The 22561-nt window shown below is 53.2% G+C and carries 21 protein-coding genes; 13 read left to right on the top strand and 8 right to left on the bottom strand.

All coding sequences use genetic code 11. The features are described 5' to 3' along the window. Nucleotides 1–57: 57 nt before the first annotated feature. The gene (locus A3842_RS11070) at nt 58–1818 is read left to right on the top strand and encodes a hypothetical protein (RefSeq protein ID WP_074101448.1); all 1761 of its coding nucleotides are present in this window, start codon (nt 58–60) and stop codon (nt 1816–1818) included. 95 nt (nt 1819–1913) lie between these two features. On the opposite strand, the gene A3842_RS11065 is transcribed toward A3842_RS11070, so the two are convergent. Beyond that, entirely contained in the window at nt 1914–2801 is an 888-nt protein-coding gene (locus tag A3842_RS11065; protein WP_074101447.1) for a LysR family transcriptional regulator, read from the bottom strand. Nucleotides 2802–2970: 169 nt separating this feature from the next. Here A3842_RS11065 and A3842_RS11060 point away from each other — a divergent pair, with 169 nt between their 5' ends. Beyond that, a complete protein-coding gene (locus A3842_RS11060; protein WP_074101446.1) occupies nt 2971–3720 on the top strand; it encodes an SDR family NAD(P)-dependent oxidoreductase in 750 nt (249 codons plus the stop codon). A gap of 107 nt (nt 3721–3827) precedes the next feature. Here the strand turns inward: A3842_RS11060 and hflX are convergent, their stop codons facing one another. Next, nucleotides 3828–5105, bottom strand: coding sequence for a GTPase HflX (gene hflX, locus A3842_RS11055; protein WP_074101445.1), 1278 nt, complete (start codon nt 5103–5105; stop codon nt 3828–3830). 172 nt (nt 5106–5277) lie between these two features. On the opposite strand from hflX, the gene A3842_RS32455 reads away from it, so the two are divergent. Beyond that, entirely contained in the window at nt 5278–5454 is a 177-nt protein-coding gene (locus tag A3842_RS32455) for a hypothetical protein (protein ID WP_167374722.1), read from the top strand. Nucleotides 5455–5728: 274 nt separating this feature from the next. Beyond that, nucleotides 5729–6523, top strand: coding sequence for a hypothetical protein (locus A3842_RS11045; protein ID WP_074101444.1), 795 nt, complete (start codon nt 5729–5731; stop codon nt 6521–6523). Between the two features lie 27 nt (nt 6524–6550). Here the strand turns inward: A3842_RS11045 and A3842_RS11040 are convergent, their stop codons facing one another. The 3 genes from A3842_RS11040 to A3842_RS32450 are packed head-to-tail and all read right to left on the bottom strand — an operon-like array spanning nt 6551 to nt 11371. Then, entirely contained in the window at nt 6551–9580 is a 3030-nt protein-coding gene (locus A3842_RS11040) for a DEAD/DEAH box helicase (protein WP_074101443.1), read from the bottom strand. Next, the gene (locus tag A3842_RS11035) at nt 9577–11223 is read right to left on the bottom strand and encodes an SWIM zinc finger family protein (protein ID WP_074101442.1); all 1647 of its coding nucleotides are present in this window, start codon (nt 11221–11223) and stop codon (nt 9577–9579) included. Before A3842_RS11035 ends, A3842_RS11040 begins: the two co-directional genes overlap by 4 nt. Further along, complete coding sequence (locus A3842_RS32450) at nt 11213–11371, bottom strand: hypothetical protein (RefSeq protein ID WP_178382118.1); 159 nt, start codon at nt 11369–11371, stop codon at nt 11213–11215. The genes A3842_RS11035 and A3842_RS32450 overlap by 11 nt, the downstream gene beginning before the upstream one ends. A gap of 121 nt (nt 11372–11492) precedes the next feature. Between A3842_RS32450 and A3842_RS11030 the strand changes: the two genes are divergently transcribed. From A3842_RS11030 to kdgT, 3 genes are all read left to right on the top strand, one after another. Beyond that, nucleotides 11493–13811 (top strand): helix-turn-helix domain-containing protein, encoded by a 2319-nt coding sequence (locus A3842_RS11030; protein WP_074101441.1) that lies wholly within the window; start codon nt 11493–11495, stop codon nt 13809–13811. Between the two features lie 159 nt (nt 13812–13970). Then, nucleotides 13971–14984 carry a tripartite tricarboxylate transporter substrate binding protein gene (locus A3842_RS11025; RefSeq protein ID WP_074101440.1) on the top strand — a complete coding sequence of 338 codons (1014 nt, stop codon included), beginning with the start codon at nt 13971–13973 and terminating at the stop codon, nt 14982–14984. A gap of 170 nt (nt 14985–15154) precedes the next feature. Continuing rightward, a complete protein-coding gene (gene kdgT / locus A3842_RS11020) occupies nt 15155–16159 on the top strand; it encodes a 2-keto-3-deoxygluconate transporter (RefSeq protein ID WP_074101479.1) in 1005 nt (334 codons plus the stop codon). A 123-nt stretch (nt 16160–16282) separates the two neighbouring features. Here kdgT and A3842_RS11015 read toward each other — a convergent pair whose 3' ends face one another. Next, nucleotides 16283–16912 carry a hypothetical protein gene (locus A3842_RS11015; RefSeq protein WP_074101439.1) on the bottom strand — a complete coding sequence of 210 codons (630 nt, stop codon included), beginning with the start codon at nt 16910–16912 and terminating at the stop codon, nt 16283–16285. 228 nt (nt 16913–17140) lie between these two features. On the opposite strand from A3842_RS11015, the gene A3842_RS11010 reads away from it, so the two are divergent. The 4 genes from A3842_RS11010 (at nt 17141) to A3842_RS10995 (ending at nt 19572) form a co-directional block, all read left to right on the top strand. Beyond that, nucleotides 17141–17716, top strand: coding sequence for a bifunctional transcriptional activator/DNA repair enzyme AdaA (locus A3842_RS11010; protein WP_074101438.1), 576 nt, complete (start codon nt 17141–17143; stop codon nt 17714–17716). Further along, a complete protein-coding gene (locus A3842_RS11005; RefSeq protein ID WP_074101437.1) occupies nt 17709–18263 on the top strand; it encodes a methylated-DNA--[protein]-cysteine S-methyltransferase in 555 nt (184 codons plus the stop codon). The genes A3842_RS11010 and A3842_RS11005 overlap by 8 nt, the downstream gene beginning before the upstream one ends. After that, nucleotides 18244–19143 carry a DNA-3-methyladenine glycosylase family protein gene (locus A3842_RS11000; RefSeq protein WP_074101436.1) on the top strand — a complete coding sequence of 300 codons (900 nt, stop codon included), beginning with the start codon at nt 18244–18246 and terminating at the stop codon, nt 19141–19143. Before A3842_RS11005 ends, A3842_RS11000 begins: the two co-directional genes overlap by 20 nt. Before the next feature lie 99 nt (nt 19144–19242). Beyond that, nucleotides 19243–19572: a hypothetical protein gene (locus tag A3842_RS10995; RefSeq protein ID WP_074101435.1), complete on the top strand. Its 330-nt coding sequence runs from the start codon at nt 19243–19245 to the stop codon at nt 19570–19572. A 37-nt stretch (nt 19573–19609) separates the two neighbouring features. Here the strand turns inward: A3842_RS10995 and A3842_RS10990 are convergent, their stop codons facing one another. Both A3842_RS10990 and A3842_RS10985 read right to left on the bottom strand, forming a co-directional pair. Continuing rightward, on the bottom strand, nt 19610–20254 hold the full coding sequence (locus A3842_RS10990) for a histidine phosphatase family protein (protein WP_305953385.1): 645 nt from the start codon (nt 20252–20254) through the stop codon (nt 19610–19612). Nucleotides 20255–20370: 116 nt separating this feature from the next. Beyond that, on the bottom strand, nt 20371–20796 hold the full coding sequence (locus tag A3842_RS10985; protein WP_074101433.1) for a VOC family protein: 426 nt from the start codon (nt 20794–20796) through the stop codon (nt 20371–20373). Between the two features lie 117 nt (nt 20797–20913). Here A3842_RS10985 and A3842_RS10980 point away from each other — a divergent pair, with 117 nt between their 5' ends. Together A3842_RS10980 and A3842_RS10975 are read left to right on the top strand one after the other, a co-directional pair. Further along, nucleotides 20914–21939 carry a helix-turn-helix transcriptional regulator gene (locus tag A3842_RS10980; protein WP_074101432.1) on the top strand — a complete coding sequence of 342 codons (1026 nt, stop codon included), beginning with the start codon at nt 20914–20916 and terminating at the stop codon, nt 21937–21939. Between the two features lie 61 nt (nt 21940–22000). Continuing rightward, nucleotides 22001–22561, top strand: a 561-nt coding sequence (locus A3842_RS10975) for a hypothetical protein (protein ID WP_074101431.1), incomplete at its 3' end; no start/stop codon positions are given.

The raw sequence follows: 22561 nt of genomic DNA, 5'->3' as shown, positions 1-22561 counted from the left end.
GCGGTTAACAGGAAAGTGTGGTTAGGATTCTCCTACCTAAAGGAAAGGAAGATCATTGTGAAGAAAACCGCAGAGGGAAGCAAGTCTCCTGAAACACCGGGTAGGGAGGAAACGGCCTATAGGCATGAGGGCATCGATCATCAGCGGATGCTGATCCGTAAAATGCAAATGCTGGAGCCCCGGTATGACCCGGAGCTTCACTTGCTCTGGTCCCCGTTCAGCAGTCCGGGCTATCATACCACGCTGCGTGAGGCTGAGTTCATCCATTCTACGCGGGATTCGCTGTCTTATGCGCTGGGGCTGCTGGATACCGAGCTGCCAGCGTATGAGCAGCGGGCCTTTGATATTATCGCTCAGGTAGTGTCCCTCCAGGACACCGACCGCAGCCATGATACCTTCGGCATCTGGTCCTGGTTCTACGAAGAACCGCTGGCACAGATGGCGCCGCCGGACTGGAACTGGGCTGATTTCTGCGGCAGCCGGCTGGTCCAGGCTCTCTCGCGCCACGGCCGCAGGTTGCCCGAGTCGCTGCGGATGGCGGTTGCCCAATCCATTGAGTATGCCTGTGAGGCAATTATCAAACGGAATGTCGGGTTGGACTATACGAACATCGCGATACTGGGCGCCTTCGTCACCAGAATCGCGGGGGAACAGCTGGGCCGCAGAGATTACGCGGAATATGGACTGAAGCGTCTGCAGCAGCTGTACGACTATACGATGGAACGCGGTGCTTTTCAGGAATACAACAGCCCGGTCTATACGTACATTGCCATCCTGGAGCTGTCCAAGCTTCATGCCGAAACCATAGATGACAAGGTGCGGATGCTCAGCCGCGGGCTGATTGATCTGAGCTGGAGGACGGTGGCCGGGTATTATCACCCTGCTACTGCGCAGTGGTCCGGGCCGCATTCCCGTTGTTATCAGACGCTGATCAATGATCAGAGCAAGGCGTTTTTGCAACTGGCAACTAAGGGGAGGGTGATGTTTTTTGACTGGGAAGAGCTGCCGTACGAAGAGGAATGGTATAAGAGCGGCTTCGAGTGTCCGGCTGCTTTTCTGAAGGCCTTCAGCGTTCCGCGCACACAGGAAATCAGACAGCTCTATGAAGGGAATGCAGAGGACGGCAGCGGCAGATGGGCGGTTACCTATATGACCCCGCAGGTGAGTGTAGGATCTTTTACCGCCAGTGATTTATGGAATCAGAGAAGACCGCTGCTGGCGTACGTGGATAATAACGGCTTGCCGGCCTATATTCAGCTTCGCTGTCTGCATGACGGGTATGATTACTGCTCGGCCCGCTTCAAATCGAAGCAGGATCAAGGTCAGGTGCTGTTCGGCATTGATTTTATCACCGATGGCGGGGACACCCATCCCAATCTGGACCCTACCGGGGGCGTCATCGAGGCTGATGATTTACGGCTGCGGCTGGAGATTGGCGGCCATTTGGATGGGGTCTCTGCCGTGTCCACCAGGGAAGGGGCGATCCTCCGAATCGGAGAGACCGAGTGTATGCTGACGACATGGTTTGCAGCATTTACAGGACATTCAGGGGCACAGCGCGACTGGACATGGGAGATTCAAAAGACTGCGGATTTACTCCTGGTGGAGCTGATCCTCTATTCGGGACCACGGCGGAGCATTGATTTTACGGCATTGCAGCAAGCGGCCATGGTATTCTCACTGGACATCCAGCAGGTACCGGAGGGTGAATCCGGGCCGGAGCTGGAGCTGACAGATGACGGAAACCTGTGGGTAAGCTGCAGCGGAGAGGAGACGGAAGCGTTCACGCTCCATCTGCGTCCTGGTCCGGCGGAGTAGAGCTTGCAGGGAACGGCCCGTTAAGCTGCTCAAAAGCACAAAGAAGAAGACAGGAGCCTTCCTGTCTTCTTCTTTGTGTCCATGATAAAGCGAAATCAATAGAATTCCATTTGAAGTCTTTGGATGAACCTTTTTGATACCTGGGAAGGATGTTTTCCCTTATGGAGAACCCATCCATATTGTACAGGGGTTAAGCTTGGCATATCAAACGCTATAGGGACAATCTCAGGCAGGATATCTGTGAAGGAGTACTCCAGTCCGATGGTAATAGCGAGCCCGCGATTCACTGCATTTTGAATGGCCTTCGTATTATTTGTTGTAAAAAGAATGTTTGCTTGGCCAAACCTGGAGATTAATGCTTTGGTATGGTCCCATAGATCCTCATCATCATACAAGACCAACGGTTGTCCAACTAATTGCTCGGGCGTTATTTTCTTTTCAAATGCCAGCGGCGAATCTTTACTTACACCTACAACCATTCTCCCTTCTAACAGCTTCTCAAAGGTCAAATGCTCGCTTCTTTCGATAAAATCCTCCGCCAACACGATTAATCCAATATCAATGTTGCTGTGTTCCAGATCATTTAATATCTCCCTCGGCCCCTTTTCAAAAATTTCTATTTTGACCTGGGGGTAGTCTTCCTTGAATGAGGAAACAACATCTACGAGTAAATGCATAGGACCTGGTATGGTAGCTATCTTCAATTCCCCACTTAAAGTATTGCTGCAGCTTTTAGCCTCTTCTTTTAGCTCGTTCACTTTTAGCAGGACTTCACTTGCCTTTTGGATGATTTGATTTCCTTCAATCGTGGGTACAGCGCCTAAACCACGGGAACGGGTGAATAAGGTCATGCCTAATTCGGTTTCCAGTAACGAGATGGATTGGCTGATTGCCGATAAAGTGACATGCAGATCCTGAGCAGCTTTTGTAAAAGACCCCTTTTTCGCAACCTCTACAATGTATTCAATCTGTTCAAGATTCATCGTCAGCTCTCCTTATTAAGCTTTGATTAACTATAAGTAAATATAATTAAATTTTATTTAAATTTAGGGAGAGTTACACTGTATATGAAAGTACTTTCAATGGAAGATAACTCTTATGGTTCCCATTACTATTTTAGTCTATTACATCACCGTAGAGGAGGAGAAGTTGATGAGCAGTACAAGAGTAGCAGTGATCACAGGTGGTGCAAGCGGAATAGGGAGAGCCACAGCCTTGAAATTTGCAAGTAAAGGCGATCGGGTGGTTGTCGCTGATTTTAATGAAGCGGGCGGCGAGAAGACGGTTGAATTCATTAAGCAAGCGGGCGGCGAAGCTATTTTTGTCCGGACGGATGTGTCAAAATATGAAGAGGTCGAGGCGCTTATTGGACAAGCAGTTGCTGCTTTTGGCAGAATCGATGTGATGTTTAACAATGCGGGCATCGGGCGTAATACGCCTGTTCTGGATCAGAACCTGAATGACTATCACAGTGTAATCAATGTCAATCAGCATGGTGTTGCCTATGGCATCATTGCCGCTGGCAAAAAAATGAGAGAGCTCGGAATTAAAGGTGTGATTATCAATGCAGCCTCTGTTTTCGGTTTTCTGGCATCCCCCGGTACCTTTGCCTATCATGCTTCCAAAGGCGCTGTCATTATGATGACTAAATCAGCTGCATTAGAATTGTCCCCATATGGAATACGAGTAGTTGCGGTTGCGCCGGGTGCGGTGGATACACCTATTATTCAGGGATATAAAGATCAGGGCTTGGTCGAATCCATGAAAGCCAAGGTCATCGGAAATAAATTGACAACACCCGAACAGGTAGCCGATTCCGTCTATTTGCTTACCTTGGATGATGCCAGTGCAATCAACGGCAGCGTTGTTATGGCTGATGAAGGATATGCTTCGTTTAAATAAATGATGGATCTGCTAAAACTAAAATAAAAAGACTCCGCAGTAGCCAAGTGAGGCTGGTGCGGAGTCTTTGGTCTGCTTAATCTGTCATTTGAGAGCTATATCTGCTTCTACTGCGGAATTGCAATAAAATCGTTCTTAAACCGCTCGTAATCGGCAATCCGGCATTCCAGCTTCAGGCGTGTGCCCTCTTCCTCATAGCTGACCGACTGCACATCGGCATGCTCATTGAAGTAGGAAACCACGCTGCCGCGGTCGAACGGAACGAGAATTTCACACTGGATATAATCATTGAACACATGCCCGCGGATCAGCCCGATCAGCTCGGCGATTCCGCTTTGTTGCTTAGCGGAAAGGGTAACGGAATTCTCAGCCACCACGGGGTAAGGCAGATCCGTCAGGTCGGCTTTGTTATAAGCGATAACGACCGGGATTCCATCTGCACCCAGCGCCTTCAGGGTCTCCTCCGTTACGGTCATATGCTGGCTGACCTGCGGATCGGAAATGTCGGCTACATGAATCAGCAGGTCAGCTTCGGTCACTTCTTCGAGCGTGGAGCGGAAGGCCTTGACCAGATGATGGGGCAGCTGGCTGACAAAACCGACTGTGTCGGTCAGCAGGAAGGTCTTGTGGTCCGGCAGCTCAATACTGCGTACCGAGGTCTCCAGTGTGGCGAACAGCATATCCTTGGCCAAGACCCCTTTTTCCGAACCGGGGTGGAAGGTATCTACCAGGGTATTCATCAGACTGGATTTACCGGTATTGGTATAACCGACAAGACAGACCACGGGCACCTCGTTTTTGCGCCGCTGCTTCCGCTGGATCTGCCGCCGCGCTACCTGAGTCTGCAGCTCCAGCTGCAGCGCCGTGATTCGCTCCTCAATTCTGCGCCGGTCCAGCTCAAGCTTGGTTTCCCCGGCACCGCGGTTCTTCAGTCCTGCGCCGCCGCCTTGTCTGCCGAGGGACTCACGCATCCCGGTCAGCCGGGGAAGCATATACTGCAGCTGTGCCACCTCCACCTGGAGCTGGGCTTCCTTTGTCTTGGCACGCTCGGCAAAAATATTCAGGATCAGCACGGTCCGGTCGATGACCTGGCGATCCAGCGCCGACTCCAGATTACGGATCTGGGAAGGCGACAACTCATCATTAAAGATAACCACCGGAGCATCGTGCGCCTCCATAAGGGCACTCAGTTCGGTGATTTTACCTGTCCCGATATAATGCGACGGGTTAATCCGGCTGGATTTCTGGCTCAGCTCGCCAACCACCTCCAGCTCACAGGCAGCGGCCAGATTGCGCAGCTCCTCCATGGAATATGCGAAATCCTTGTCATTCTGCAGCTGAACACCGACGATCACTGCCTTTTGCTGTACAGTTTCAGTTTCCATATATTATTACAACCTCCACGAGTAAATGTGATGAATTATTCTTCTAATCCATAAAAAAAGCACAGGCAGCCGTCTGCCTGTGCTTAACAGTATTCATAGAGGACAACAGAATAGGATGGAGGAGAGGGATTCGCTCCCAGTCTCTTCTGTCAGCATCTTCCCACAGCAAACAATGAATGTACTGAAAATGCTGCCGCCAGGCGGAACAGCAAGCTGCTCCACCCGAATGCCGCGGCGGTTCATTGATATGGTGTATGGAGATGCAAGGATTCCTAAAGGCATATGCCGGCTTCCGTTCCTGTCTGCCGGACAAAAGTTCAAGCTGCGGGTTGCCTTCAAAAATGGATAGACCTATCCTGAGTCCTCTGCACGGGGCAGAGCTTTCGCGCTATACAATTAGCTTAGCCGCGTAAAGTACGAATCCGGATATAGTCTATCACACGCAACCCTCCGTTCTAAAAAGTTACGTTGATTTTAGCACATTTGCCGGGGACTGGCAACTTGCACCAATTCAGGAAGTGCCCGAATATGCGATCAGCATGCACGTCTGCCGTTTTATCTAGAAACTTCCAAATTCTACTGCATACCCTATAAGAACGACGTTACTAGAAGGAGGATGACCTGTGCCTTATCTAATTACCAACACATTAACGAGCAGACCTACCATTGGGCTTGGAACCATCAGCCAGGTAGTAGTAAAAGTGGTCAACAACGGATCATCCAAAGCTGTGGTGTATATAACAGGTCTCAATAATGATGTAACCCCGGAAACGTTGTTTGCCCAGGAGTTATTTGAGGTGAATGACCGGGAGGTGGTGACCAAAACCTATAACATCACCCATATTTATTTTCAATTCAATGCAGTCTATTCCCAGGAACAGATGCAGATCCAGATTTTCCTTGTAGACAGTTCAGGTATCTTGGCGCCTGTTCCGCTGGAACAGCTGGAAGTCAGCCGGATCACCTCGGAATTCCGGGAAAATATCGCTGTGACTACATCCGACTTCGCGCTGATCAGCTTCCGCAGAAATACAGCGGTTGTGATTCCGGAGGCTGTTGCCGCTGAAATCAAACCGGACAGTCTGGACATTCTGGCCTCTACACCTGTCCGGTACAAAATCGTGGCCGGCGGCACCGTGAACGGCACCTTCGTCAGCTACCCTACACCCACTACGGCAATACCGGTCACGGAAACAGCGCTGCAGGTGAATTATACCTGTACGACGGTGACAGGCGGAAGAGTCATCACCCAGGGTATCGGCTCAGGGATAGCCGGGGCCTATCAGAATGTAGCAGTGGAGCTGGCGGATCAGCAGCTCCAATATGATCTGACGGACGAGATCATTACACTTGTAGCCAGTTCGCTTGCCGGTTCAGACAACCTGGCAGCAGTGTTCAGAATGTCCGAACAGTGGTAAGTCCAAGGCGCATCAGGCCTAGTCTGGTCAGCCGACCCATTCCCGGCGCAGCGTGAACAGATCCTTCAGCGCATCGGTGGACAGCTCGGTAATCCAGCCTTCGGAGCTTGCGATTACATCATCGCTGAGCTGCTGCTTACTCTCCAGCATTTCATCTATTTTCTCTTCCAATGTTCCCAGCGAGATGAATTTATGCACTTGCACATCCTTGGTCTGGCCCATGCGGTATGCACGGTCCGTGGCCTGATTCTCGACAGCCGGATTCCACCAGCGGTCGAAATGGAAGACATGATTGGCTGCGGTCAGGTTCAGGCCCACGCCTCCCGCCTTCAGCGAGAGGATGAATATATTCGGCTGGTCAGACTGCTGCCCCCCTGCTTCTGAGGCTTCCCCCTCTTGCGGCGCGGGTGCCTGAAACCGTTCAATCATGCGGTCGCGGGCGCTTTTGGGCGTACTCCCGTTCAGATACAGCACGGGCTCCTGCAGCTCCTGCGACAGCACAGCCTGCAGCATTTTGCCCATGCCTACATACTGGGTGAAGATCAGACAGCGCTCATTCTCCTCGCGCAGTTCCCGCACCATGGCCAGCAGCCGCTCCAGCTTCGCTGACCGCTCAATCAAGGGAGCCGTTTCGATGCGGCCCTCTGGATTTGCCTCAGGCAAGGCCTCTTTGCTCAGCAGCATCGGATGATCGCATAGCTGCTTGAGGCTGGTCAGTGCTGACAGAATAGCCCCTTTGCGCTCAATGCCTTCCAGCTTTTGCATCCGTTCCAGGAGCCCATTGACGTTCTGGTCATACAGGGCTGCCTGTTCGGCAGTGAGGTGAACATAGGTTTTCATCTCGTTCTTGTCAGGAAGATCAAGCTGGATGGCCGGATCTTTTTTCTTGCGGCGCAGCATGAACGGCTTGACCATCCGCTGCAGATCCGCTGTCCGCTTCGGATCGCGTTCCTTTTCTATAGCGTTTGCGAACCGGTCCTGGAAGGATTTTGCGCTGCCCAGGTATCCCGGTGTGATGAAGTCGTAGATCGACCACAGCTCGGAGAGCCTGTTCTCGATCGGTGTTCCCGTCAGCGCGATCCGGTGCAGCGCCGGAAAGCTGCGGACGGCTGAGGACTGCTTGGTCCCTGCATTTTTGATGTTCTGCGCTTCATCCAGGCAGACGGCAGCCCAGGTGAATTGCTTCAGCAGCTCCTGGTCGAGTGCAGCCGTGGCATAAGAGGTCAGCACCACATCGGCCTGCGAAGCGGCGCCGTAGAAGTAGCCTGCATCCAGGCGTTTGCCTCCATAATGCAGCATTACGTTCAGGGAAGGGGCGAAGCGCTGCAGCTCCTTCTGCCAGTTGCCGAGCACGGATGTCGGGCAGATAATCAGGGCGGGCCAGCCGGGCGGGTCGGTCTGCCGCAGCCGTCCCGCAGCAGGGTCCGCTTCAGCCGCTTCCTGCTGATCCTTCAGATGGAGCAGATAGGCAATCAGCTGCACGGTTTTGCCGAGGCCCATGTCATCCGCCAGAACGGCTCCGAGGCCAAAGCGGCGCAGGAAAGCCAGCCAGGCATACCCCTCCTGCTGGTAGCTTCGAAGCTCCGCGTGAAGTCCGGCAGGCACCGCGGGCTGCGGCCACTGTTCGCGCTGCCCGAGCTGACCGATCAGCTGTACCAGATGCGCGTTCAGCTCGACCTCCAGCCGGAAGCGTGCAGCCTCCTCCTCGGCCTGTTCAGCAGCGGCCTCGGCCGCCTCCTCTTCGCTGCTGCCGAGCAGATGCAGCTGCAATACATCCTGGAAGGACAAGCCCTGCGACTTGTCCATTCCAGCCATGGCCCGCTGAATCTGGGCCAGCAGGGCCGGGTCCAGGGGAATCCACTGGCCCCTGAACTTCACGAGCCGCTCGCCGCGCGCGACCAGCTCTGCGAACTCCGCCTCGGAGAGGTCGGCGTCGCCGATGGAGATGCGCCAGTCGAAGTCGACCAGCGCATCCAGCCCAAAGAGCGACCCGCCGCCGCGGCTGCCCTCGCCGGAGTTGATCTTGGCGCGCAGGCGCGGCTTCTTCCGGCTGGCGGCCTCCCACCACGCCGGCAGCAGCACCTGCCAGCCGGCCTCCAGCAGGCGCCGGCTGTCTACCGTCAGGAACCGCCACGCGACCTCGTCGCTAAGCGGTTCTCCCAGCACATCGCGCCCGCGGCCGATGTGCTCACCGGGCAGGCTGTCCCGCAGGCGCGACAGCCACCCGGCCGCCCGCTCGTGGACGTGCTCCGTCCACGGCGCGGGCCAGCGGCCATGCGGCTCTCCGTCATCGGAGAGCCGCAGCGGCACAAGCGCGGATTCGTCGCGCTTGTCCTGGAGCAGCAGCTGCAGCCGCCAAGAGGACGAGTCCTCGTCCGGCTCCAGCAGCTGCAGCGCAGGGCGGAACGGCGCGCTGTCCGCCTTCCAGCCGATGGACATCAGCCAGCTGTCCGCGTCCATCCCGGCGGCCTGGGGCCCGCTGCGGCTGAACAGCAGCGGGAATTCGCTCCGCAGGTCGCCGGCTTCGGCTTCCGTGCGGTAATACCGCTGAAAGACCGCCGCCGAGAAGGCGGCCTGCAGCCCTTCCGCAAGAGCGCTGCGCTCCTGCAGCCCGCGCAGCGCTTCCGCAGCGGCGGGACTGCCGGCGGCCGAGCGCGCAAGCGCCTGGCCGTCCCAGTCCCAGCGCAGCTGGCCTTCGCGGAAGGCGGAGAAGCTGGGGACGTACTGCTTGTCGTCCAGCAGTGCAGCCAGAACCGGGGCTAGTTCGGTCAGCAGCGCAGCGTTGCCTTCCCAGCTCCAGCCGATATGCCGGAGCACCTGAAGTTCCGCGAAGAACGGGACCACCTGCTCGGCGGGAAGGATGACAAGCTCGACGCCGTCGGCGCTCTGGGTTGTCAATTCCGTTCCATAGAAGGAGTCCTCGTGCCAGGCGAACAATTGCTGTTTGAGCAGCAGACCGGGAACATAGTCATCCCTCTCATTAATGCCGTAGATCAGGGCATCGCCATACTGGCTCAAGGCCAGCTGAACGGAAATATTTCGCGTGTGCATACTCATGGGATCAGCTTTCCTTTCCGCAGCTCCTCCTGCAGTGCGCGCAGCCGGCTGTGCCTGGCGGTGAAGGCATCCAGGAATTCCTCCCACCGTGCCTCGCGCTTCATCTTCTTGTACAGCTTGGCGAGCCGCTTCAATAGCTTCACGGCAGCCTTATAACTGTGCCGGTTCTTCTCCAGCACGAACCGTTCCGCCGCCTGATGGTAGAACGGCAGCAGCAGCTCCGGCGCGTTCTTCTCCACCGGCTGCAGGTCGCTGACCCGGAAATCGGAAGGCTCTTTGCCGGCGGCCAGCTGATAGTCCATCCATTCCCGCCATTTGCCGGCAGCCAGCAGCTTCTCTTCGTAGATATCCTGTGAGAGCGGCAGCATCCCGGATAGAGTGTTCCACATTTGGGGCTCTGCTTCCGGCAGATGACGCACGGCGTCCTCCCAGTAAGCGGCATAGCCTTGCAGATTATAGAGGCGGCTGTTCAACAGCAGGCCTGTAGCTTCAAGCCAGGCCGCAAGGCGGGACCAGTGCCCGGCTTCGGCGAGTGGCGGGAGGAAGCCCATCAGCTCGTCCGGATGAAGGCCGGGACGCTCCGATGCGGCAGCCAGCCGTTCCCAGGCCGCTTTATCGTCGTTTAGGTAGAAGTACATCCGGCTCTCCGCCAGCAGCAGTGCGGAGCGGTTCGCTGCGGCGCCGAGCCCGCTTGCGCGTTCCCGCAGCGCATCAAGCTCCTCCAGATACAGCTCCGAGCCGCTGGTGTTCGGGGCAATCCAGTGATTCCAGAGCCGGTCGTAGCAGAAAGAGAAATAGGGCTGCTCCCGCAGTCGGTCGCGTGATTCCGTCAGCATTTCAAGCTGGACGTAGTCCAGGGTTTCTCTAACCCGGGGCCATTCCTCCGGCTCTGAAGCCAGCGGCAGGCCCGACTTCATAAGGCGCGTAACCGCCTCTTTAAGCTCAGAGACCGCAATAGACGTGTAATATCCGAGCGAATAGCTTGAAGAAGAGAGGGTTCCTGCATGATTCGGAGGGAGGGGCTGAATCAGGCTCTCCAGAATGAACAGGTGGGCATTAAGCTGGAACAGCAGCGCAGCAGCCGGGGCCAGATCTGCTTGTACCTCCATGATGGCGGACAGCGCTCTGCCGGAATACTGCGGATTGCGCACGGACTGTGCCAGCGGTGCGGTAAGTAGTGCCATGTATTCGCGCCACTGCGCAACCGTTGCTCCTGGGATTAGCCCGGCAAGTTTCTGCGCCTGTTCCCGCCGGCTGCCGGAGACACCGGCAGCGGCGGAAGCCTCTAAGACTTCTGTCTTCTTCCGGTCAATGACGGCCTTGGCATTGGCGAGCATGTTCACAGACCGCTCCTGTGACTCGGCGACATTCATCAGCACCGCCGCCATATGCTTGCAGGGCCCCTGAACCGGGCAATCACAATGACTTTCCGTCAAGTGGTCCAGCTCGAGGCTGACGGCATAATCCTCTCTGCCCTCGACTACCGCCATAATTCTCCGCGATGAGATCATCCGGAGAGACTTTACGCGTTTTTGCTTATAATATTGAAATCCCCGCTTGAGAGTCAGATCCTCAAAATAAAAAGCCACATCCGAGATGAGCTTGTCCCATTCGGCATCGTTGATCATCAAATTAGGCTGCATTTGGGTTAATCTCCTGTACAAAAGTCTGTGTGAATCCGGTTGCTTCATACGGATATCTGTGAGCGGTACGTAGCCTCGCTGCTTCATAAGCTTGTAAAAGGATGGCGAAGCCGTTTCCGCTTGCTTCTACTATTATATCATTTATCATGTTCTTCACTCCAAACGTTTAAAATCTTAAAGAATATGATATGCTCCATATTGAATTACAGAAAAAACATGCTACTCTATGGTCTCGACTATGAGACCCGCGGAAGGATGAAGCAACGCCAATGCTGCGATTTAAGTTAAAATATTTGCTGAACAACAAACAAAACCGGCTGATCCTGATGTTGACCGTCAGTGTGTCGCTGCTGATTATACTAATCGGCCTGTTCTCCTACAGGGAATACCGGAACGCACTGGATACGGAGCTGAACACGCCGAATATCGAGTTGCTGCAGATCAATCTGGATGTCACCAACCGGGCGTTCCGGGAGTCGGACAATAAGGCGGTAGATCTGTCGTTTCATCCGGTTATACTGAAATACATTAACTCAGCCTCAGCAGAGAATGCAGGCATCGCTGCCGAGCCGCAGGATTATCTGACAACGCTCGCAACAGAGCCGGACATTCACGCGATCAGCGTCATCAAATTCAAGGATCATTCCGTGATTTCCAGCGGCTACGGCTATAAGAGCTCCTGGGATGAGGCGCCGGAGCATGCCTGGACCTCGTGGATTGAGGAGATTAAGGAGAAACCGCTGCTGATCAAGAGAAGAGTATACACCGGTACCGATCCCCAGCTCAGCCACACGGAGCTGCTGTCCTTAGCCCGTCCGATTGTCCAGGAGGGTGAAGTTACAGGAGCTGTGCTGATTGATCTGGATTACGACATGCTGTTCTCCAAAATGTACAGTCATCTGTCGAGCTATCAATTGGTGTATGACCTTGAAGGCGACCTGATCTATCCGAAGCTGAACCTGCCGTTCCCCCTTGCGGAAATGAACGAGATGCTGAAAGACATCGATGTAAGCCCGTTCGCCCATGTGAAGATCGAGGGCAAGGCCTATATGGCGAACCAGACCTTCTCTAATGTGACCGGCTGGCGGCTGATTTCACTCGTTCCTATGGAGCAGCTGCTCAAAAATGTGACAACCGCACGCAATATGATGATCATGCTGTCACTGATCTCCATCGCTGTAGGCTGCTGCGCGATCTACTATTATAATTTCGCAGCCTTCCGGCCTTTGAAACGGATCAATAAGCTGCTGGCTCCGGATACAGCAGCAGCCGGACATGGCAATCTGTACGACCTGGAGCCGGTAATCGGCAAGCTGGTCGGTGATTTTCAGAGCAAATCGCTCGTAGCGGAGTGGAGCCTGCCGGAGCTGCGGTCCAAATATGTGAATGATCTGATTACCCGCAGTATCGGCACGCAGGAAATACAGACGAAATGGGAGCACTATTTTGCAGATTGGCAGGAGGGGCCTTTTGAGCTGCTGCTGATATCGGTCGACCGCCATGCACAATGGGCAGCGGCATTTATGGAAGAGGACCAGATGCTGTTGAAATACGCCATGAATAACATTGTCCTGGAATACTTCGAACCCTCCTGGAGAGCAGTAACCACAGCTCCGCAGAAGGATAGTCTAGCTGTGCTGCTTCAGGCCCGGACGCCGGAAGAACGCGATCTTCAGGCGGAAGCGGTCAGACTGGTTAGCCTTCTGGAGGAAGTCCTGAAAATATCCGTATCCATCGGGATCGGCAGCACTTCTGCCGGTATTGCCCAGGTGGCCCACTCTTACAACGAATCCATGTTGGCCTTGTCCTGCCGGCTATATGAAGGCTATGGACTTGTCCACACTTACACGGAAACAGAGAACCAATATACAGAAGGCGTTGGTCCATCCGATGATGCCTGGAGGCAGCAGGTCCTGCAGGCGCTGAAGTCATCGGATGCCGAGACGGGACTGGAGTGGGTTCGCAGAGGAGCAGCCGACACCCGCAAAAAAGGTATTCAGCCGCAAAAGGTGTTCCGTTCCATCAATGATCTGTTAGAGGAAATGATGAGTATTGCCGCAGCCGGGAGCCATCCGCTTCCTGCAGAGCTTGCGGATTACACGTGGCTTCAGGTGACGACCATGGATCTTACCGAGCTGGAAGACATGCTGTGCCGTATTGTCGTCCATATGGCCAATGTGCTGGGCGCACACCGGCAATCGAAGGAATATCTGCAGGTACAGAACCTGATAGCGTATATGGAGAGTCATTTGCAGGAGAATATCGGACTTCAGGACATCGCAGCCCATATCAATATGGGGGTATCTTCGGTCAGCACCCTCTTCAAGGAAGAGACCGGAACGACCGTTTATGATTACCTTACCAACCTGAGAATAGATAAAGCCTGTGAGCTTTTGCTGGACAGCGGTCTGAAAATTGCCGATATTGCCCTCCAGGTGGGCTACCAGAATGAGAACAGCTTCATCCGGGCCTTCCGTAAAATCAAATCGACGACACCCGGCAAGTTCCGGGAGAGCAACAAATATGCCAGCGAGTATGCAGATCGGCCAAAACCGCGCCATTCCGGCGTTTCTGAGGATTCAGAATAAGATAATATGATTGTGGGACACCCCCGAATACGATAAAGTTCTATTTGAGAAAACTTTCACAGCTATGATGCTTGAGAATTCGGGGGTGGGGCGATAGAGCATACGGCAGGATTTCACGTTCCCGCCAGCAGCTCGATATCCTTTAATAAGAGAAGAGGGATGCTTTTGAAACGGGGAATGCAAATAGGAATCTGGGCGGCATCGCTGCTGGCTGTAGTAATCCTCCTTCTTATTGGAAACCGCGTTACGGACGATCGCAGCAACAAGGGAGATCAGGCTGGTTTTCCCAAAAAGCCGATCACATTAATTGTGCCGTACGCTGCAGGCGGAGGAACCGATACAACAGCAAGGGCATTAGCCAAAGCGACAGAGAAGTTTCTGGGGCAGCCGGTTATCGTTGTCAACCGCACAGGCGGCGGAGGTTCCGTCGGACTGATGGAAGGCGCGGGTGCCAAGGGGGACGGGTATACGGTGACTTTTTTGCCGGCCGAACTAACCATCCTTCCACATCTGGGACTGTTGCCGATTACCTATGAGAAGTTCAAACCCATCGCTCAAACAAATTTTGATCCTTCCGCCATAACCGTAAGGCAAGGCGCGTCGTGGCAAACCGTAAATGAATTTCTCGACTTTGCGAAAGCGCATCCAGGTGAGTTGAAAATGGGAAACGCAGGAACGGGAAGCATTTGGCATTTAGCTGCCATAACGTTAGAACGGGAAACAGGTGTGAAGTTTGCACATATTCCCTTTGAAGGTGCTGGGCCCGCCGTCTCCGCTTTAATGGACGGATTTGTGGATGCGGTGCCTGTGAGTCCCGCCGAAGTGAAAAAATATGTGGATGAAGGAAAGCTGCGGACACTGGCGATTAACGCCGACAAGCGCTCTGAAGCGCTGCCGGGCGTTCCGACTCTGGAAGAGCAGACCGGAATTCATGTGAACTTCACCAGTACATGGAGGGGACTTGCTGTACCCAAGGACACACCGGACGCCATTGCGGATATACTCGCCGGGGCATTTATCAAAGGAACCGAAGACAAGGCATTCCGCGAGTATATGAGTGTAAATGGACTGGGACTGATGGTTAAGGACGGCAAAGACTTTTCCCTGCAATTAAAAGAAAGCGACGATTTATTCGCCAAAATGATCCCGGAGCTCGGACTTAGCCGTAAGTGATGTGAAAGCGTAGTCAAGCGAATTTTCTCTCAGGGACAGCGGTTTGCAGGTTTGCGTACTGTAACAGCTTGTAAGGCCCGGGGGGCTGATTTGCTGCGCCTATGGAAGACAAAATAATCAATTTCTGCAAAAAATTTAAAGCCTATTAAAAGAAGGGTATGATCAATCACATGAAAATCAAACAGACGATCGACAAGATTCCCGGCGGCATGATGCTGATTCCTTTGTTCCTTGGTGCCATTATCCACACGGCTTTCCCGAATGCAGGCGAATACTTCGGAGGCTTCACCAAAGGTCTGATGACAGGTACGGTACCTATTCTGGCCGTCTGGTTCTTCTGTATGGGTGCTGCTATTGATGTTAGAGCAACCGGAACCGTAATCCGCAAATCCGGAACACTTGTATTGACCAAAATAGCGGTAGCTTGGGTTGTAGCCTTGATTGCCATTCAGTTCCTGCCTGAGGGCGGCGTTCAAACCGGATTTTTTGCCGGATTATCCGTTCTGGCGATCATTTCCGCAATGGATATGACCAATGGCGGCTTGTACGCTTCCATTATGCAGCAGTATGGCACAAAAGAAGAATCTGGCGCCTTTGTACTGATGTCGCTGGAATCCGGCCCGCTTGTAACCATGCTGATCCTGGGCAGCACCGGGGTAGCCGTATTCGAACCGCATGTATTTGTTGGCGCTGTGCTTCCTTTCCTGGCCGGATTCCTGCTGGGGAACCTGGATCATGATCTGCGTGCTTACTTCGGCAAAGCTACACAAACACTGATTCCGTTCTTTGGTTTCGCACTGGGCAGCTCCATTGACCTGGGTGTCATTGTAGATACAGGCCTGCTGGGTATTCTGCTGGGTGTTGTTGTTATCATTATTACAGGTGTTCCGCTGATTCTGGCTGACAAGTACATTGGCCGTGGTGACGGGACTGCCGGACTTGCCGCTTCCAGTACTGCCGGAGCCGCTGTAGCGAACCCTATGCTGGTAGCCAACATGAAACCTGAATTTCTGCCAGCCGCCCAGACAGCAACCGCACTCGTGGCAGCATCGGTTATCGTGACTTCCATCCTCGTTCCAATCATTACCGCTTACTATTCTGGTTACATGAAGAAGAAGAACCCGCCGGTTGCGGACGGCCCTGTGGATCTTCAGACTTCAAAAGCAGTCATATAATATATTCTTATAACAACGTAAATTATACAGTTTATAGAAGAGTGTCCTCATACATTTAGCCCCTCGAACTACGCCGTTATTATGGCGGAAGTTGGAGGGGCTTTTTTTGAATAACCGATGAAATTAGTTGATCAGCTTGTTGAACGCGGCGTTGTCAAACCGGTCGCCTTGCACCAGCCATTGCCCATCCACATTAAACATAGTCAATATGCCCTCCATAGGCACCCGCTTGTTTTCCTTACCCTTCTGATTGAGCAGTACCAGGTCTACGTTGTACTTCAGTTCGATGATATCTTTTTTCGTTCCATCCGTTAGGGTGAACTTCAGATTTTCCGGCTTCACAGACATCTGCTGCTTCTGGACGACCATTAAGGGTAGAGCAGTATAACGGTTGTTGATGGCTTTTTGATAAAAATCTTCTGTCAGATAGGATCTCATCGCATCGTTTCTCTGCTCAATGCTCTCCTCAGACAGGACATCTGCGTAATCCTTGACGGTGTACTCGGAATTCTTATATTCTGTGGCGGCTTGAACGGCTGCCGTTTCGGCTGTGCTGTCCTGCGGAGAAGTACTGCTCTCAGGTGCAGGAGCTGCACTCTCAGCAGGAGGCGAAGTGCTCTCAGAAGAGGGTGCTGCAATTTCAGAGGCCGGAGGGCTGGGTTCAGGTGCATTGCTTGAGGCGGATGAGCTGCAGCCTGTAAATAACGCAAGGGAAAGAAAAAGTGTGCTTAATAGCCATAAGTGCTTTTGCATAGTGATCCTCCTGAATGTTCGATAATGGAAATATTTATAATATTACCATATTATGTTCTTCCTGAAGCGTCGTTTTTCTGATGAATAACTTATTGTACCTCCCCGGGCGAGTGGAGTACAGAGCAAAGTACGGCCTATAGCAGCGCTGTCGTAATCTTGCTCTCCTGTTTCAAAGGGCTGCATAAGGCAAATTGAATCGTATATACTGGCGGTAAGAGGTGATTTCCGATGGAACAGGCGTTATTCGAGCAGATTTACGAATCCGTTGTGCGGCGTGAGCCAAAGTATGATGGTGTGTATTATACAGCGGTGCTGACAACACATATTGTATGCCGCCCCTCCTGCCGGGCAAGAACGCCAAAGGCAGGCAATGTCGTTTTTTATGATTCGCTGGAGCAGGCGGTAGCGGCGGGGTTCCGGCCCTGCAAAAGATGCCGCCCAGAGGAAGGCGGTGTGCTGCGCCCGGACGCGGTGCTTGCATCCGAGACGGATAAGCTGATGGAGGCACAATTTGGGCAGAAGGTTACACTCCAATCCCTTGCCACACAGCTGAAGGTTAGCCCGTTTCATCTCCAGCGCACCTATAAGCGGGTCACCGGGCGGTCGCCTGCGGAGAGGCTGGATCAGCTGCGCGTGGAGAAAGCGTGCGCGCTGCTGGCGGATACAGAGCTTGCGGTTGCTGAGGTGGGACAAGCGGTCAGCTTTCGCGGGCCGTCACACTTTGCCGCGTGGTTCATACGAAAAACCGGCCTGGCGCCGACCGAATACCGCAGCCAAATCCAAGGAGGGATTCATCATGAATGAAATCACGATTTACCATCATACCCTGAACCTGGGGAATAGAGATTGGACCCTATGGGCCAGTGACAAAGGCTTAATCCGCCTGTCCTTTGGGAGAGAGGAGAAGCTGCCTGAGGGGGCATGGCTGAAAACCTATGCTCCGCTGCACCGTTATCAGGAGCATCAGGCTGTGTTCGCGCAGCTCGGGATTACCCGGGAGCTGGAGAATTATTTTGCGGGGGTACCGGTCAGCTTCAAGGATATCCCTCTGGATATCTGGGGAACTCCGTTTCAGCAGGAGGTCTGGAAAGGACTTGCGACCATTCCGCATGGTGAGGTCATTACCTACCGGGAGCTTGCCGGGAGGATCGGCAGGCCGCAGGCGATGCGCGCAGTAGGGACGGCGAACGGGCAGAATCCGCTTCCGGTCATTCTGCCCTGTCACCGGGTTATTGGCACGAACGGAACATTAACCGGCTACCGGGGCGGTCTTAAGCTGAAGCAGGAGCTGCTGGCGCTGGAAGGTATTCTGCATGTGGGGGAGGCGGGCCATGAACGATTTGCTTTTTGAGCTGCCGCTGCCGGAGTTCTTCGATTTCGGCGTCTGCCTGGATTACCTGAACCGTTCTCCGCTTGAATGCCTGTACCGGACGGATCAGGTGGGAGTGACCCGTTACTTCAATCTGGATAACCACCCGGTTCTTGTCCGGCTGACGGTCCCGGAGGGGGGCCAGCTGCGGGTAGCCTTGCTGTACGGCGAAACTCCTGGTCCTGAAGCGGTAGCGTGGCTGGCCCGCTATATTCGGGAATGGTTCGATCTGGACCGTGATCTGGCACCGTTCTACCGTCTGGCAGAAGCCGACCCGCTGCTTGGGCCGCTTACGGAGCAGCATAGGGGACTGCGGATTGTGGGCATTCCCGATCTGTTCGAAGCGCTGTGCTGGGCCATTCTGGGCCAGCAGGTGAATCTGGCGTTTGCTTACAGGCTGAAGCAGCAGCTGACGGCTGCCTACGGAGAATCGCTGGAATATGAAGGACATATGTATTATGAATTCCCAAGGCCGGAGGTATTCGCGGATGTGCAGCAGGAGGAGCTATGCGCCCTGCAGCTGACCCGCAGCAAAGCGCGGACGGTGCTGGATGTGGCGGCACTAATTGCCAGCGGCGGCTTAAGCCGTGAAGAACTGCTGGCGCTGCCATCCCCGGACGCTGCCGAGCAGCGGCTGCTCCAGATTCGCGGCATCGGTCCGTGGACCTCGCAGTATGTCCGGATGCGCTGTCTGGATGATACCACGGCTCTCCCGGTGGGGGATGTAGGCCTGCAGAATGCGGTCAAATTCCTGACCGGCATGGACCGGAAGCCTACCCCCGGAGAGCTTTTGAAGCTGGCGGAGCCCTGGCGCGGCTGGGAGGCCTATGCCACCTTTTATTTGTGGCGGGCGCTGTACTAATCAGCTCATGGTTCTACCTCGGTGTAACTCCCCGAACCAGGAAAGCCATCCTTCAGCGGAAATACCTCTGATCCCGCCATAATCGGGCTAGCGGATGGAATGAGAGGTATAAATACCTCTGATCTCGCCATAATCGGGCTGGCAGATGGAATGAGAGGTATAAATACCTCTGATCTCGCCATAATCGGGCTGGCGGGTAGAATGAGAGGTATAAATACCTCTGATCTCGCCATACCCGGGCTGGCGGGCAGATTGAGAGGTATAAATACCTCTGATCTCGCCATAATCGGGCTGGCGGACGGAATGAGAGGTATAAATACCTCTGATCTCGCCGTGAACGGGCTGGCGGACGGAATGAGAGGTATAAATACCCTTGATTGGGGAGCGATGCCGTTACCTGCGGCAATGAGATGTTGGATTCCCTATTAGGGTAAGTTTGTTCATTCTTTTGCCGGAGCCCAAGCGTTCACTGTGTACTTAACCATTCACTCAAGGAAATCCTGGACACAATATCATAACCATGACCCTCACCTTTGGGTTTCAAGACCACAGTCCCTAAGTAGGGGATCTCTCCCAACCCTAGACCCCTGGGAAAGCTGTGGGCAATGATCACTTGATTAGTTCCCTCAGCTGGAGTCTTCTCCAATACAGATCTCAGGGCCGTTAATGTGCTTTCTTGTTCGTCTGAGGTAACATTACCACTCAAATTGTAAATGTTGACCCAGAAGGGATCGGTCTGAACATTGTCTGCTCCAAAAGCTAAGGCTGCCGTTTCCCTGGTCCGGCAAAAGGGGCTGGCCACAATCGGGGTTTGAACCGGGATGTGCAGGCGCCTGATGGCTTTTCCCAAAAGAACGGCCTGCCTTCTAGCTTCATTGGAAAGATTCCTCTGGGTTGTGCAGTCTCTGAGGTCGAGGTTTGGTTGATCTTGTCCCGTTGTTGCTTCACCGTGTCTGACGAACAGGATGTACCCGCCCTGGCGGAGCGAAGCCAATAGCGCTGGGTCCACTGGTTTGGCTCCTACTGTATATCCGGCCGCTTCAATCATAGGTGCTGAAACTGAAACCATTAGGAGCAGAGTAATCATGTATGCATAAACCAGTTTTTTCACTATCAGCGCCCCCCGCTTAGAATAAGCTAATGAGGCATAGTATACGTAGGAGGGCTGATGCTATTCGAATAATTGTCAGGGTACGCACAAATCTGCACGACAGGGGGCTTCTTCATTCATTGCCCGCGCTTTGTGAACACCTGGAAAGTCACACCGAACTTGTCGGTGACCATGCCGAATGCAGGACTGAAGTAGGCGGGGGCGAGCTCTATATCAACTTGTCCGCCTTCTTTTAATAAGTGATAAAGCTGCTCTGCCTCTGCGGCGTTGTCTACCGTAATGCAAATGTTGATGCCATTGCCCGGGATCAGCGCCTGTCCTTCCTCCAGATCGGCTACGTAAAAATCCGTCTCTCCCACGCGCAGTACGGAATGGGCAATGCGTGCTTTGGCTTCCTCTGACAACGGTGTATCGGGGTTCTGCGGCCCTTCTCCTACCGTTTGCTTGAAGAGCAGCTTCGCTCCCAGCGTCTCCTGATAAAATTCAATCGCCTTCTGCGCATTTCCGTCGAGCAGGATAAAAGGATTCAGCTGTATAGTCATGTTCAAATCTCTCCCTACAGTTGGATTTGCCCGCCACCAGCGGCTGGGCTATATATTCATTGTAGGGTATAATAGTGACAAGTATTGTCACAAATAAAAAGATATTGGAGCTGTGCTATGTCTAAATCCAAACGCTTGCTGGACCTGATGATGACCGTCAACCGCAAGCGAAAGTTCACCGTCAAAGAGCTGGCAGTGGAATTCGGCGTGTCCACGCGCACCATCCTTAGGGATTTGCAGGAGTTGGGTGAGCTGGGTGTCCCGCTCTATTCCGAAGTGGGGCCCCACGGCGGATACCAGGTGCTGAACGAGAGAATCCTCCCGCCCATTGCCTTTACGGAGGAGGAAGCGGTAGCGATTTTTTTTGCCAGCCATTCTCTGCGCCATTACAACTATCTGCCGTTCAAGGAAGAATCCTTGTCCGCTTTGCACAAGTTCTATCATTATATGTCCGGGGATGTCCGCGACCGAATAGATCAGATGAAGGACCGGATAGATTTCGTAATCCCGTCAAGACAAGCCGAGTTTCCATATCTCGCTATTCTGCTGGAAGCGGCAACGGGGCAAAAAGTGCTGCGGATTGTTTATGAAACCAGGGGTGAACGTATGGAAAGAGCCATTCAGCCGATCGGCATCTATGCGAGCAGCGGGTTGTGGTATTGTCCGGCCTACTGTTTCCTGCGGGGCGGCATTCGTGTGTTCCGCTGTGACCGGATACATGCAGCGGTGTATGACACCTCTGACCTCGCACCGCTGGATCTGCGGGATGTGCATCTGGGGAATAAAGATGCTTTCAGCCATATGCAGCAGGGGAACCGGGCGGAGAGGCAGAAGGATTCAGAGGCAGGAGCAGACGGGAAACGGGGAAGGGCGTCAGCCCAGAACCCTCAACAAGTCCGGTTGTACGTTGAACTAACCCATGAAGGCGTCCAGGCATGCGAGGGTGAGCTATGGTCGGCATCCCTGCTCCATATCCGCGAAGGCGGCACCGGCTACTTGGAAGGAGAGATCCCGCACAAGGATCTGGGTTTTTTCACACGGTTCGTGATTGGCCTATGCACTGAGGCTGCGGTACAGGAACCGCCAGAACTAGTCGCGGGGGTTAAGGGCCTGCTCGCGGAAATGCTGGCGAAATATAGTTAGTGCAGCAGTGAAGAATAATTGAGAAGCCTGTTAAGACTAATCCGATTGCGGAGGTTTATAGATGAAAACAAAAGATGTCATTTACATGATCTATAACGAAAATGAACAGTCAACAACTTCAATGGGGATTGAATTTATTGACTTTATCCATTGTCTTACAGTTGAACCGAACAATATTTTGCTCCTTGCATCGAGATATACAGGTGAAGATTTCCATTATGGACTAAGGTTAGAATTTGTAAGAAAAGAAAATCTAAAGGACCTATACGAAGAAAATGTGTATTCTTATGGTGATTTTTGTTGGGTGGATTTTGATGAAATGATTACCCTTGATGATCTCACACCTCAGGAGAAAGCGGAGTTGTTGTATTTAGGTCATTATCAACAGCCGTTCGGAAGCCCGTTTTTTGAAAAACTCAATAATAAGTTTGTATATTTGGCACATGATGATGGTTGGTTCAACAAAATTTTCTATAAAGATAAAAATCAATATATTGATGTTTTAGGACGTCTAATTTCAAATAAATTGAAGTCTTACCGAAAGAATGTACCCCCATTAGGTCAAGACATTGGAGAACTATTAACGTTATTCGCTAAAGATGGAATACTGATTGATTTATAT

The sequence above is a fragment of the Paenibacillus sp. P3E genome, assembly GCF_001909045.1.
Lineage (GTDB): Bacteria > Bacillota > Bacilli > Paenibacillales > Paenibacillaceae > Paenibacillus_AQ > Paenibacillus_AQ helianthi.
Note: the sequence above shows the minus strand (reverse complement) of the source record. Positions and strands in the feature narration are given on the sequence as shown.

Excerpts from the sequence above, each read along its gene's own strand:
- A3842_RS11030 (WP_074101441.1), top strand. The coding sequence starts at position 11,493 with ATGCTGCGATTTAAGTTAAAATATTTGCTGAACAACAAACAAAACCGG.
- A3842_RS11015 (WP_074101439.1), bottom strand. The coding sequence starts at position 16,912 with ATGCAAAAGCACTTATGGCTATTAAGCACACTTTTTCTTTCCCTTGCG.
- A3842_RS11065 (WP_074101447.1), bottom strand. The coding sequence starts at position 2,801 with ATGAATCTTGAACAGATTGAATACATTGTAGAGGTTGCGAAAAAGGGG.
- A3842_RS10985 (WP_074101433.1), bottom strand. The coding sequence starts at position 20,796 with ATGACTATACAGCTGAATCCTTTTATCCTGCTCGACGGAAATGCGCAG.
- A3842_RS11040 (WP_074101443.1), bottom strand. The coding sequence starts at position 9,580 with ATGAGTATGCACACGCGAAATATTTCCGTTCAGCTGGCCTTGAGCCAG.
- A3842_RS32450 (WP_178382118.1), bottom strand. The coding sequence starts at position 11,371 with ATGATAAATGATATAATAGTAGAAGCAAGCGGAAACGGCTTCGCCATC.
- A3842_RS11025 (WP_074101440.1), top strand. The coding sequence starts at position 13,971 with ATGCTTTTGAAACGGGGAATGCAAATAGGAATCTGGGCGGCATCGCTG.
- A3842_RS11005 (WP_074101437.1), top strand. The coding sequence starts at position 17,709 with ATGAATGAAATCACGATTTACCATCATACCCTGAACCTGGGGAATAGA.
- hflX (WP_074101445.1), bottom strand. The coding sequence starts at position 5,105 with ATGGAAACTGAAACTGTACAGCAAAAGGCAGTGATCGTCGGTGTTCAG.
- A3842_RS11010 (WP_074101438.1), top strand. The coding sequence starts at position 17,141 with ATGGAACAGGCGTTATTCGAGCAGATTTACGAATCCGTTGTGCGGCGT.
- A3842_RS11060 (WP_074101446.1), top strand. The coding sequence starts at position 2,971 with ATGAGCAGTACAAGAGTAGCAGTGATCACAGGTGGTGCAAGCGGAATA.
- A3842_RS11000 (WP_074101436.1), top strand. The coding sequence starts at position 18,244 with ATGAACGATTTGCTTTTTGAGCTGCCGCTGCCGGAGTTCTTCGATTTC.
- A3842_RS11035 (WP_074101442.1), bottom strand. The coding sequence starts at position 11,223 with ATGCAGCCTAATTTGATGATCAACGATGCCGAATGGGACAAGCTCATC.
- A3842_RS10995 (WP_074101435.1), top strand. The coding sequence starts at position 19,243 with ATGAGAGGTATAAATACCTCTGATCTCGCCATAATCGGGCTGGCAGAT.
- A3842_RS10980 (WP_074101432.1), top strand. The coding sequence starts at position 20,914 with ATGTCTAAATCCAAACGCTTGCTGGACCTGATGATGACCGTCAACCGC.
- kdgT (WP_074101479.1), top strand. The coding sequence starts at position 15,155 with ATGAAAATCAAACAGACGATCGACAAGATTCCCGGCGGCATGATGCTG.
- A3842_RS32455 (WP_167374722.1), top strand. The coding sequence starts at position 5,278 with ATGAATGTACTGAAAATGCTGCCGCCAGGCGGAACAGCAAGCTGCTCC.